The 11,807-nt window shown below is 58.0% G+C and carries 11 protein-coding genes; all 11 read right to left on the minus strand.

The window, feature by feature from the left end; genetic code table 11:
• Window positions 1-34 precede the first annotated feature (34 nt).
• Complete coding sequence (locus tag ACR0B7_RS02605) at window positions 35-1,066, minus strand: extracellular solute-binding protein (RefSeq protein ID WP_170486351.1); 1,032 nt, start codon at window positions 1,064-1,066, stop codon at window positions 35-37.
• 50 nt (window positions 1,067-1,116) lie between these two features.
• The gene (locus ACR0B7_RS02610; RefSeq protein WP_170486350.1) at window positions 1,117-1,947 is read right to left on the minus strand and encodes an ABC transporter permease; all 831 of its coding nucleotides are present in this window, start codon (window positions 1,945-1,947) and stop codon (window positions 1,117-1,119) included.
• The gene (locus tag ACR0B7_RS02615; protein ID WP_170486349.1) at window positions 1,940-2,896 is read right to left on the minus strand and encodes an ABC transporter permease; all 957 of its coding nucleotides are present in this window, start codon (window positions 2,894-2,896) and stop codon (window positions 1,940-1,942) included. Before ACR0B7_RS02615 ends, ACR0B7_RS02610 begins: the two co-directional genes overlap by 8 nt.
• On the minus strand, window positions 2,896-3,957 hold the full coding sequence (locus ACR0B7_RS02620; RefSeq protein ID WP_170559361.1) for an ABC transporter ATP-binding protein: 1,062 nt from the start codon (window positions 3,955-3,957) through the stop codon (window positions 2,896-2,898). Before ACR0B7_RS02620 ends, ACR0B7_RS02615 begins: the two co-directional genes overlap by 1 nt.
• Window positions 3,958-4,071: 114 nt before the next feature.
• A complete protein-coding gene (locus ACR0B7_RS02625; protein ID WP_162896833.1) occupies window positions 4,072-4,848 on the minus strand; it encodes a helix-turn-helix transcriptional regulator in 777 nt (258 codons plus the stop codon).
• Between the two features lie 638 nt (window positions 4,849-5,486).
• The gene (locus ACR0B7_RS02630) at window positions 5,487-6,881 is read right to left on the minus strand and encodes an FGGY-family carbohydrate kinase (RefSeq protein ID WP_170576668.1); all 1,395 of its coding nucleotides are present in this window, start codon (window positions 6,879-6,881) and stop codon (window positions 5,487-5,489) included.
• Window positions 6,878-7,192 carry an L-rhamnose mutarotase gene (rhaM, locus tag ACR0B7_RS02635; RefSeq protein WP_170576669.1) on the minus strand — a complete coding sequence of 105 codons (315 nt, stop codon included), beginning with the start codon at window positions 7,190-7,192 and terminating at the stop codon, window positions 6,878-6,880. Before rhaM ends, ACR0B7_RS02630 begins: the two co-directional genes overlap by 4 nt.
• A 1-nt stretch (window position 7,193) precedes the next feature.
• Window positions 7,194-8,177: an ABC transporter permease gene (locus tag ACR0B7_RS02640; protein ID WP_170486346.1), complete on the minus strand. Its 984-nt coding sequence runs from the start codon at window positions 8,175-8,177 to the stop codon at window positions 7,194-7,196.
• Window positions 8,174-9,154, minus strand: coding sequence for an ABC transporter permease (locus ACR0B7_RS02645; RefSeq protein ID WP_170486345.1), 981 nt, complete (start codon window positions 9,152-9,154; stop codon window positions 8,174-8,176). Before ACR0B7_RS02645 ends, ACR0B7_RS02640 begins: the two co-directional genes overlap by 4 nt.
• Complete coding sequence (locus ACR0B7_RS02650; RefSeq protein WP_170570262.1) at window positions 9,151-10,692, minus strand: sugar ABC transporter ATP-binding protein; 1,542 nt, start codon at window positions 10,690-10,692, stop codon at window positions 9,151-9,153. Before ACR0B7_RS02650 ends, ACR0B7_RS02645 begins: the two co-directional genes overlap by 4 nt.
• A gap of 77 nt (window positions 10,693-10,769) precedes the next feature.
• On the minus strand, window positions 10,770-11,768 hold the full coding sequence (gene rhaS / locus ACR0B7_RS02655; protein ID WP_170486343.1) for a rhamnose ABC transporter substrate-binding protein: 999 nt from the start codon (window positions 11,766-11,768) through the stop codon (window positions 10,770-10,772).
• Between the last annotated feature and the right edge of the window lie 39 nt (window positions 11,769-11,807).

An 11,807-nucleotide genomic window follows, 5' to 3' on the forward strand; every position in this document is an offset into this window, starting at 1 on the left:
CCAGAGATGGGCCGACCACAGGTGACTTTTAAGTTTATTGCTTAAGGCGGGTCCAAACCTTGTTGTACAGGTCGACAACGTCTTGGTCGCAAGGCTTCACAAAGTCGGGTACCGGTGCCCCTGCGGGCATCACGATTTCAGGCGCGTCGAGCATCTCGGCATCCATGAATGCCTCGGAACCTTTGATCCCGTTGGCATAACGCGCAAAGTTCGAGGTCATTGCAGCGTTTTCCGGGTCCATCATGAAGTTCACGAAGAGCTTTGCGTTTTCCATGTTGGGCGCGTCGGCAAGAACCGCGACGTTATCCATCCATCCGGTGAACCCCTCCTTTGGATAGGCGTACTGCAATGTCGGGCGATCCGCCCGGGCGCGCATGGCCGCACCGTTCCAGCTTTGCGACAGGTCCACATCTTTCGACGTCAGCTTTTCGATCACCGCATAGTCCATGGTGCGCCAGTCACCCTTGGCATTTTCGAGCAGTGCCATCAGCTCTTTCATCTGATCGGGATTGGAGTTGCAGCGCGGATAGCCTAGGTAGCGCAGGCCGGCGTTGATCACATCATTCATGTCATTCAGCATGTTGATACGGCCCTTAAGCTCTTCGGGCGTATCGAAGATCAGGCCAAGCGTGTCTATGTCACCGCTGTAGACCGCGCTGTCGACCGTAAAGCTGGTCGTACCCCACTGATATGGGACCGAATACTTGCGACCCGGATCCCAGTATACATCGACCCAGTTCGGGTCCATGTTCTTGAAGTTGTCCATTTCGGAAGCGTTGATTTCGGCCAGTAAACCTTCGCCTACCATGATCGCGATCATGTAGTCGCCAGGAACAACAACATCATAGCCGGTGTTGCCCTCTTTGACCTTGGCCAGCATGGTTTCATTGCTGTCATAGCTGTCCAGCGTGACCTCAATATCGTATTGGGCTTCGAATTTCTCGATCATCTCTGGGTTGGTGTAGTTCCCCCAGTTAAAAATGTTCAGTTTGCCTTCGGCATGCGCTCCTGCCGCGCTGAACGCCAGGGCCGAGATGGCTGCGGATTTGAGAAGAGTGTATTTCATTTTGTCCTCCGTTGAGATTGATGGCGTCCCGCAGCAGCGCGGGCTTCTTGTTATTTTCGTTTGCGTTGCAGAAAGAAGGTCAGGGCGACCATGGCTATGGTCACTCCGATCAGGATGGTCGAAACGGCGTTGACCTCTGGCGTTACGCCGCGACGGATTTGGCCCAGAATATAGATGGGCAAGGTGGTTTCACCCGGTCCGGCCACCAGAAGCGTGATGATGACGTCGTCAAGAGAGACTACAAAGGCCAGCATCGCCCCCGCCATAACACCGGGCATCAAAAGAGGCAGCGTCACATAGCGGAATGTCTGCCAGGGCGTCGCGTACAAATCGGCGGCGGCTGCTTCGTAAGTCACGGACAAATTTGACAAACGTGCGCGGATCGGCATGTAAGCAAAGGGCACGCAGAAAACTGTGTGGGCGAGGATCAGCCAGCCGATCCCGGTAACACCCGTGAGCTGGCGCAGGATCGAAAAGAAGGCCAGCGTCGCAATCGCCGTGACGATCTCGGGGATCATCAGGGGCTGGTTTATGAGCGCAATAGCCGCAGAACGGCCGCGATAAATATCGCCACGCGTTGTCGCCAGTGCAGCCATTGTGGCAATGACGGTGGAAAACACGGTCGCGGTGAGAGCGACCTGTACCGAGATCATTGCCGACCGTCGGATGTCATCGTTTTCCAAGGCCGCCGCGTACCAGCGCAAGCTGAACTCGGTCCAGCGCACAACAGAACGGTTATCGTTGAACGAGAACACGACCAGGACGGCAATCGGTGCGTAGAGGAACAACAGAACCAGCCAGGACACGCCGGTGAACAGGGGTTGCCGGCGTAGTTCGCGCGCGTCTGTCGACGGCCGGAAGAGTGACGACAGTTTAGCCATGTCCACTCTCCTTCGAAGCACCTGCCCGCAAGCTGACAAGAAGTGCGATTAACACGACTGCCATCAGGATCAGTGCAGCAGCGGCACCAAAGGGCCAGTTGCGGCCCGAACCGAACTGCAGGGCAATCAGGTTGCCGATCATCAGTTTCTTACCACCGCCGAGCAGTTCCGGCGTGATGTAGGCCCCAAGCGCCGGGATCAGCACTAGAACGCAGCCAGCGACAATGCCCGGACGGGTAATCGGTATAATGATGTGGCGGAACACCTGCGTGCGTGTGGCATAGAGATCATGCCCTGCCTCAAGCAGTGAAAAGTCGAACTTCTCCAGCGAGGCATAGATCGGAAGGATCATGAAAGGCAGGTAGCTGTAGACCAGCCCGGCCAGTACCGCGCCATCAGTGTACAACATCTCTATCGGCTCGCTGATCAGGCCGATGTTCATCAGCGTCAGGTTCACAAAACCCTCGTCCCGTACGATCAGAAGCATTGAGTACGTACGGATCAACAGGTTTGTCCAAAACGGCAGAGTGATGGCGAACAGCCAAAAATTGCGTTGTTCCTGCGGACGGGCCGCAATAAAGTAAGCAACAGGAAACCCAAGGAGCAGGGTTCCAATCATAGTGGTGATGGCAAGACCAAAGGAACGCCCGAAGATCTGAAGATAGGCGCTGTTAAAGGTCAGCGTGTCATCAAAAATATCCCGCTCGAACAGGAACTGCACATAGGCGTCGTAAGAGAACGTCCATTCAACGCCGCCATAGGTCCCGGGTTCAAGGAACGAGTAAACTAGGGCGATAGAGAGCGGGAACAGTCCAAAGATACCGATAATCCCGAGCGCCGGGGCCAGCAGGAAAAGCCGCGTTCTGCGTCTTTGACGCGCGCGCTCGGCCTGCGCCGCAAGCAATCTCGACGCGGCGTCCAGCTGCGGGATATGTGCAACACCGGCCATCAGTCTTCCAGCACATGCAGCATGGAGGTGTCACATTCGAGCCCGACGCGCGATCCGATGGGGCGCGGAGTGAAAACCTGGACGTGAACACTGACACCATCTTCCAGCCGCACAAGCATTTGCGACCCGGCCCCGAAATAGGTGCTGTCCACGACCTCGCCACGTAAGAGCGCTGTTTCGGCACTCTCCTCGACCACACGGATCGTTTCGGGGCGCAGAGCGACATGTACGGGGCCCGGTTCGAGCAAGGTGCTGGCAGTGTGAATCGTGAGTGGTTTGCCTTCGCCAAACCGGATTTTTGCCGCGTCTCCGTCAAAGCCAAGCAACGTAGCGTTTACGATGTTGGTGTCCCCGATAAAATCCGCAACGAATCTGCTTTTTGGGGCTGTGTAAATCTCTTCCGGTGTGCCGACCTGACGTACCGAGCCTGCCGACATCACAGCGATCTGGTCCGACATCGCCAGTGCTTCCCCCTGGTCATGCGTGACAAAAACAAACGTAATGCCTGTCTCATGCTGCAGTCGCTTCAACTCGCTCTGCATTCCTTTGCGAAGTTTCAGGTCCAGAGCAGAAAGGGGTTCGTCCAGCAGCAGAACCTTTGGGCGCGGCGCCAGTGCGCGCGCCAAAGCCACGCGCTGCTGCTGCCCGCCTGACAATTGATCAACCCGGCGCGTTGCAAACTCGCCCAGCTGCACCAGGTCCAGCATCTCGGTGATGGTGCTGTCGATCTCGGCTTTCGGCCTTTTCAGCATCTCAAGGCCAAACCCGACATTGCGGGCCACACTCATGTGCGGAAACAGGGCGTAGTTCTGAAACACCGTGTTCACGGGCCGATTGTTGGGTGCCAGATGGCCAATCGACTCACCGTCCAGCGCTATTTCGCCTTCGCTTGGAAGCTCGAACCCGGCGATCAGCCGCAGTAGTGTCGTCTTGCCACAACCTGACGGGCCCAAAAGCGTGAAAAAGCTTCCTGCGGGAATGGTCAGCGACACGTCCTCCAGAGCCGTCACGGCCGCCTGACCTTCGCCAAAACGTTTTGTCACATTCTTTACGTCGATCATGGTCTGATCCGGACACCCGAACTTGTTGATATGTAGAATCAGCTTAGAGCCGGGAGACTTACCCTGTGAATACCTCCAAAGGGCGGTGTGATTTGTACCCCCAAAGGGGTACGACTAATCGTTTGCCGAATGCAGAAACATTGAAAACAGGGCAGACTGGGAAGATATGTGCAACTTTCTATAGATGTTCTTGCGATGCACTTTGATCGTCGCCGGGGAAACATCCAGCAAAAGCGCAATGGACCGCGTCGAGTGCCCGCGCAAAAGGAACTGCACGACCTCGATCTCCCGATGTGTCAAACCTTTGCAAACCTTGTCGATGACCCCGTCGAAATCGACCTCGCTCTCGTCGAGTCGGCCTGACGAGGGGTTGCGATGGAAGTGCTGCTCGCAAAGCGCCGATATGATCGGATGCAGGTCAGTCAATCGTTCGACATCCCGCCGCGTGAACCGAGTTTTTCCCTCGGAAGGACCGAGAGAAAGAAACAATGTGCCATTTGCTATTGCTACGAACACCCCGATCTCGTCCGTCAGAAACAGGGATTTGTAGTAGATCCGAAAGTAGTCGGAATTGGCAAACCTGTCCGGTGTAACGTCTCTTAATACCATCACTGGTTCGTGGCGTTCACCAATGAAACGAACAACAAATGGGTCCAGCAGCCAGGCGCGATCAAGCCATCGGTCGACAACAACCGAGCGACGTTCCGAACGCACATTGTCGTAGACATGTTCGGGCGCTTTTCCCGGGTTCAAAAGGCTGACAAACGCGCCCTTGAACGAAGCTGCCTCGCGCATGAGGTTCAACAACTCCGGCATAAAACTGGACGTGCCTACAGCCCTGATCGCCCCGGCGACGTCTTCCGCGTAAGTTGGCTTTTCGGACTTTCCCAAGTATCCCACCTGGCTAAAGGGCGTTTCCTGCCCAATGTGGCTAGCCGGATTTAACTTGGCAACCTTTTCGCGCAGCTATCAGCCGGGAGGGGCGTATTTTCGCATAGACTTTCTGAATCAAATCTCAAAACCTATTCCGATACAAGATTTCAAATGTTGGAGAAGCGGAAGAAAAATGACTTTAAACTATTTCTCTTTAAAGGCTTAACCTAATGATTAGCCGTCCTCTGGCCATCTTGCGCCAGTTCTGAGGAACTCTTGTTCGCCGCAAAGCATCGTGTTGCGGCTGAAACCAGTATGCTCGACGGAACCGTGAACTAAAATCCTAGTATGTCTAATCCGAGATTACCGACTGTGCCAGCATACCCGACCAGAGAGGCTTTTTCCTGTCGCTGGAGACGAACGCTCCACTATCAAAAGCTCACTTTGTGTTCGAAGCTGCCTTTCGCTGTCAATTGCACAAAAGACTGCTTTGGGCCGCTTGCTGCTTATGTCGCTCTCCGGCTAAGAGGCAGCTTCGTCCGCCTAACAGGCATTCATTGAATTCTACCGAACGGCTACTTGGAGCCCATTCCGTTCAGTTTCACGCTGGTCTCCAATGTCAGCTATCGGAGTTCCGCGCAGGTCGTTAGGGTATCCTAAGGGCGTGGTTCCAGGCCTGCTTTTGCGGCTCTGTGCCAACTGTTCGCGTAACGTTGGTAGCTCGCGTCGGTCTTGTGGAAATAGGTTTCGACGTCGAAGGCCGCGCGCTCGGGGAGTGCGCCTGTTGCCAAGAGGGCGGCCCCCTGGCTCGTCCCTGTTGCGGTGACGGTCGCGTCGACCCTGCAGTTTGTCGCCGCGGCGAGCATACTGGCGAAGCCTTTGTTCCTGGCAAATGGACCTTCGACGATAATGGGGCCCTTGTGTCCGGTCAGCGACAAGCATTCCGCGGTCATCAATCCGAGGTAAAAACTCACCGCCGCCGCGCGTTCCTGGGTTCCGGGCAAGGGCTCTGACCCCATCCAGCTTTGTTTTTGCCCCTGAAACGGTCCGCTGTCCGGGACCATTGCGGGCAAGAGCATGGGGCCGTCTTTCGCGACCAGGTCAAGGAATTGCTCTGCACATTGGGTGGTTTGACCGTTCATCGCCAACTCGAACTCGCGTCCCCCCATGAAACGGGCGGAGGGTACCGGGGCACCCAGTGCATTGACGTTAAGAAGCGTGTCACGCGAAGGTTCCAGAGTTACTTCTTCGCCGCCGATGGTCATGGCAATGACCCATGTCCCGGTCGAAACGACGGAAAACGGCCCGGTTCGGGTCAGTACATGAGGCAAAAGCGATGCGTTTGAATCGTGGATGCCGCAGTGCACCGGCGCGTCAAAGCGCAGGCCGGTTTGCAATGCGACCTGCGGCAACACGGGTCCGAGAACCTCCGCAGATTTGCGCGCGGGCGCCATTTTTTCAGATATGCCCAACCGTTCGACCAACGAAGAAAAGAGCGCCTTGGACGGATTCCACAGATCCGTGTGACAACCAAGGGACGACACGTCGCTGGCCGGCACTCCTGTCAGGCGATGCCCCCAGTACTGCGGATAGGTGACAATGGTGGCGGTACGTTCTCGAAGCGCGGGGTCCTGCTCAAATTGCCAATGCAACTGCGCGCCCAGGTTCAGACCCATCGGCAACCTTGGCGATCCGGTTTCCTCAAAGGGCGGGCGGATGGCGTCGTAGGCCGCGGCCAGATCATCAGGGCCTGTGTGCTCATAGTCGAGGATCGGGGCAGCAAGCGCGCCGTCTGGCGCGATCAGGGCGCAAGACGCCCCGTGGGTTGTGATGGAAATGGCATCTACGCCGTGCGCCTTCTGAAAGTGCTCCAACCCGTCCAGAAGGAAGCGCCAGATCGCCTCAACATCGAAGTGCGGATAGGGTGGAGCGGCGAGAACCACGTTAGGCCGGGTCAGCACCTCCACTTCGGACATGTCAGTCGCATCGACCAGCGCAAGCTTGGCGTTGGTCTTGCCGATGTCGATGACGGCGACGTGCCGGGGGGTCATGGCATGTGGAAGACGGGCGTCAGCGGCACCGCCACGGGTTCGTTGTCGGGCTTGGTTTCCATGATGTCCGCCATATGCGCCCACCATCGCTGCATGATCTCGTTGCGGGGCAAGGCATCCATTTTGTGGTCGTCGGTGCGCCAGAGGACGCCAAAAAGAATGTTCGTTTCTTCGTCCAGATGTATCGAATAGTCAGACACGCCCGCGTCTTTCAGCAGCGTGGCAAGCTCTGGCCAGATCTCATCGTGGCGCTTTTCGTATTCATCCCTGCAGTCCGGGTTGAGCTTCATCTTGAAGGCGTATTTTTCCATGTCAGCCCCTCCACATCGACCAGAGCCGGGGCAGCGCGATGACCGAGATCAGCAACGCACCGATAACAATCGACATCACGATACCGGGCACGTTCAGCAAGCCAAGTCCGAAAGTCACAAGCCCCATGACAAAGGCCGCGATCACTACGCCGGGGATGGAGCCAGAGCCGCCGAGGATGTTGACCCCGCCAAGGACGACCATGGTCACGATCTCAAGTTCCCACCCGAAGGCGATGGAGGGTCGAGTCGAGCCGAGGCGGGATGTTAGGCAGACGGCGGCGACCCCGGACATCAGGCCCGTCAGCAGGAACAGGGTGAACTTCACCCGGCCCACCCGAATGCCCGAAAACAGCGCCCCGGTGGCATTGTTTCCGATGGCATAGACCGCCCGGCCGAAATTGGTCATGTGCAGGATGACCGCGTAGATCACCGCAATGATGGCGAAGAGGACGAATTCGAAGGAAATCACCCACCAGACATAGCCCTGCCCGAAGAAGGCGAAATCGGCTGGATAGCCCTTGTAGACCTGATCGCCCAACACGATGAAACTGATCCCGCGGAAAAGGCTCATCGTGCCGATGGTGACGACGATGGATGGCAGGCCAAGGCTGGTGACGAGGAAACCGTTTACCGCCCCACAAGCAAGACCGACGGCCAGACCGATAAGGACCAGCCCCTCTGTTCCGACACCCGCCTGCACGGCGGCGCCCATGGCGGTCGAGGCCAGTGCGATGATCGCGGCGACGCTGAGGTCGATTTCGCCAGATATGATAAGCAGGGCCATGGCAAAGGCGATCATCGCCTTTTCGGTGAAGTTGAAGGTCGCGTCGGAGAGGTTCCAGGCATTCAGGAAATAGGGTGAGGCGAAACTGTTGGCGATGAAGATGCCGATTGCGACCAGCATCAGCAGGCTTTCCCAGCTTTTTAGGTTCCGCTCCAGCGGCGAGCGCAGGCGATCGGGGATCGAGCGTGTCGTCGTGGTCATGTCGCGTGCTCCGCGCGTTTTAGGATGACGCGGCCCTTCGTCCGGTTGGCCTGGGCGTTTAGAACAACCGCGATGATGATCGCACCGCCCGAGATGGCCATCTGCCAGAAGGGAGAGATGTTCACAACCGGCAGGGCATTGGCAATGATGCCGAGGAACAGCGCGCCCAGCAGCGCGCCAGGAACCGAACCGATGCCACCCATGATCGACACGCCGCCAATGACGCAGGCCGCCACGACGGTCAATTCAAACCCCCCAGCAACATCGACATAGGCAACCGCGAAGCGAGAGACCCAGAGGTAGCCTGTCAGACCGGCCAGAGCGCCAGAGATCGTGAAGGCCCAGAACTGGGTCCGGCCCACGTTGATCCCGGCATAGGTCGCCGCATGGGGGTTGCCCCCGGCAGCGTAGAAGGCGCGGCCCAAGGTGGTGCGGGTCATGACGATGGTGAAAAGGATCACCGCCGCGATGGCAAACCAGCTTAGCACCGGAAGGCCAAGAAGTTCGGTGCGCGGGAATGCCTTGAAAGTGTCACTCATCTCGTGGCTGTTGACCCATTTGCCCTCGGTCAGAAGGAAGATGGTTCCCCGGAAGATGGTCATGGTGCCAAGCGTCACCACGATTGGCGGGATGTCCAGTTTCCATACAAGGATACCGTTGAACATTCCAAGGCACGCCCCGAATCCGGTGGCCACGGCCAGCGTTACGATAATCGGCAGACCTGGTGCCGAGATATTGATCAGGGACACGACCATGCCGGTCAGCGCGAGGTTGGCGGCGACCGAGAGGTCGATGCACTTCGTCAAGATCACGATCATCTGGCCGATGGCCAGCAGGATCAGCGGCGAGGTGTCGTTGAAGACGGCAGCCAGGTTCGACAGCGTGATGAACGCCGGGAAACGGCTTGAGATGATGCCAAGCACCAATGCGATGGCGACCAGCAGCAAAAGTTCGCGGGAGGCGAGGATACGTTTCATTGCGCGGCCTCCCTGATCCCTGCGGCGTGGCTGACAAGCGTTTCGGGCGTGATCTGGTCGCGGGCCAGTTCCGCCACGATGCGCCCCTCACGCATGACGATCACTCGATCCGACATGCCCACAATCTCGGGGATTTCGGAACTGACCATGATGACGGCGAGCCCTTGCGCGGCAAGCTCCGCCATAAATTCATGCACGGCTGCCTTGGACCCGATGTCGATGCCCTTGGTGGGTTCGTCCAGGATGATGACCTTGGGCTGGGTGGCGAGCCACTTGGCGATCACGACCTTCTGCTGGTTGCCGCCCGACAGGTTGCCGACATCGGTGTCCAGCGAAGCGGCGCGCAAGTCGAGACGTTCGGTATACTCCCGTGCCAGCTTGAATTCCTCGGCCAGCCTGATGAACCCCTTGCGCGAGGTGCGAGCGAGTGACGGCAGCGTCACGTTCTGAAAAATCGGCAGCGCGCCTATTGTGCCTTGTTTGCCCCGGTCCTCCGGGACATAGACGATACCACTTGCGACCGCGTCGGCGGGCGATGCAATCGAAACCGGTGCCCCGTCGATCCTCACGGTTCCGCCCGAGAGGCGGGTGATCCCGAAAAGTGCCTGCATGAATTCGGACCGACCTGCGCCGACCAGCCCGTAGAACCCGAGGATTTCACCGCGCCTGAGCGTGAAACCGATGTCCGCGAATTCGGTCGGGTGGTCGTACCCCGCGACTTCGAGGATATCGTGGCCAACGTTGTGGTCGCGTTCGGGGAAAATCTGGCTGACGTCGCGGCCCACCATAAGCTTGACCAGTTCCGGCTCGCAGACATCTACAATCGCCCCTTCGCCGACCATCTGGCCGTCGCGATAGACGGTGTAGAAATCGGCGATGCGGAAGATCTCGTCAAACTTGTGGCTAATGAAGAGGATCGCCTTGCCTTGCGCCTTCAGGCTTTCGACGAGTTCGTAAAGCTCTTCGATTTCCTTCTGGCTGAGGGCTGCGGTCGGTTCGTCCATGATCACAACGCGCGCGTCAATGGACAGCGCCCGGGAAATGGCAACCAGGTGCTTGTTCGCGGTTCCAAGGTCCTTAAGCGTCGCGCCCGGATCAATCTTGGCCCCGATTCCATCTAGAATCTCGCGCGCGCGGGTCGCCATGGCGGTTTTGTCGATCAGGCCAAATCGCCCCTTTGGCGCATGGCCGAGAAAGATGTTTTCCGCCACCGTCAGTTCGTCGAAAAGGACGGTTTCCTGATGGATGGCGGTCACGCCAGCAGTTTCAGCAGATTGCGGGGTCGGGAAACTGAGAGCCTCGCCATCGATCTGGATGTCACCCTCGTCGGGTTGATAAATGCCCGTCAGAACCTTCACCACGGTGGACTTGCCAGCACCGTTTTCGCCCACCAATGCCGTGACCTTGCCCGGGTAGAGGTTCAGCGAAACATCTGAAAGGGCCCGCACGCCGGGAAATGTCTTGGTCACGCCGGACAGGCTCAGAAGCGGTGTAGGGGCGGCGGCGTTCGACACGTCTGGTCTCAATTCCAATTGCATGGACAGTGTTTCTGGATGTGGGAAGAGTAGGATGTCGGGGCGCGGGTCATCGCCCACGCCCTGACATATCGTTCAGATTAGAAGATCGACTTAAACTGTTCGATGTTCGAGCTGTCGTAGGTGAACGGATCAGCCATGGCTGCCGAGCCTGTGTCATCCAGCGTCACCGAGCCCATGCGGCCCATCGGGATTTCGGCACCGGCACCGGTTTCAGCACCGTTGGCGATTGCATGCGCCAGCATGGTGGCCGAGTAGCCAAGGTCAATCGGGTTCCAGATCGCGAAGCTTTTGGTTGCGCCGCTGTCAACACAGCCTGCCATCTCGGACGGGAGGCCCAGACCGGTCACGTTGATCTCACCGATCTTGCCCGCGTCGGTCACCGCCTGACAGGACGCCAGGATGCCAACGGTCGTTGGCGCGATGATCGCCTTGAGGTTAGGGTAGGATGCCATGAGGCCCTGTGCTTCACGGTAGGATTTGTCGCTGAGGTCGTCGCCATAGACGGTGGCCACCAGATCGACGCTGTCATAGTTCGGAAGAACCTCTTTCGCGGCCTCGATCCAGGCGTTCTGGTTGGTTGCCGTGGCCGACGCCGACAGGATCGCGACTTCACCACCATCCGGCATGTGATCCGCGGCAAGCTTGATGATCGTGTTGCCGATCAGCGGGGTCGAGGATGGGTTCAGGTGCATCTGGCGTCCGCCTTCGGCCACACCCGAGTCCCAGGAAATCACGGTGATCCCGCGGTCCATCGCGCGTTTCAGCGCCGGAACAAGTGCATCGGGGTCGTTTGCCGAAATCGCGATGGCGTCGACACCCTGCGCGATCAGGGAGTTGATGACCTCGATCTGACCTTCCGCAGTGGTGTCGGTCGGGCCGGTGTAGATGATCTCGACATTGCCAAGCTCTCCGGCAGCCTCTTCAGCGCCTTCGGCAGCCGCTTCAAAGAAGCCGATACCAAGCGCTTTTACGACCAGAGCGATGCGCATGTTGTCCTGCGCCATCGCCGTGGTGCCAAACATACCGGCGGCAAGGCTCATCCCTGCGACAAGTGATGTAAATGTACGACGCTTCATGATAGTTCCTCCCAGAAAGTCATGTTTGGGTCTCGGGTT

The organism is Ruegeria sp. BB6 (assembly GCF_056539385.1).

Bases quoted from the DNA above. Each gene is read 5' to 3' on its own strand.
- ACR0B7_RS02605 (WP_170486351.1), bottom strand. From the start codon at position 1,066: ATGAAATACACTCTTCTCAAATCCGCAGCCATCTCGGCCCTGGCGTTC.
- ACR0B7_RS02610 (WP_170486350.1), bottom strand. From the start codon at position 1,947: ATGGCTAAACTGTCGTCACTCTTCCGGCCGTCGACAGACGCGCGCGAA.
- ACR0B7_RS02615 (WP_170486349.1), bottom strand. From the start codon at position 2,896: ATGGCCGGTGTTGCACATATCCCGCAGCTGGACGCCGCGTCGAGATTG.
- ACR0B7_RS02620 (WP_170559361.1), bottom strand. From the start codon at position 3,957: ATGATCGACGTAAAGAATGTGACAAAACGTTTTGGCGAAGGTCAGGCG.
- ACR0B7_RS02630 (WP_170576668.1), bottom strand. From the start codon at position 6,881: ATGACCCCCCGGCACGTCGCCGTCATCGACATCGGCAAGACCAACGCC.
- rhaM (WP_170576669.1), bottom strand. From the start codon at position 7,192: ATGGAAAAATACGCCTTCAAGATGAAGCTCAACCCGGACTGCAGGGAT.
- ACR0B7_RS02640 (WP_170486346.1), bottom strand. From the start codon at position 8,177: ATGACCACGACGACACGCTCGATCCCCGATCGCCTGCGCTCGCCGCTG.
- ACR0B7_RS02645 (WP_170486345.1), bottom strand. From the start codon at position 9,154: ATGAAACGTATCCTCGCCTCCCGCGAACTTTTGCTGCTGGTCGCCATC.
- ACR0B7_RS02650 (WP_170570262.1), bottom strand. From the start codon at position 10,692: ATGCAATTGGAATTGAGACCAGACGTGTCGAACGCCGCCGCCCCTACA.
- rhaS (WP_170486343.1), bottom strand. From the start codon at position 11,768: ATGAAGCGTCGTACATTTACATCACTTGTCGCAGGGATGAGCCTTGCC.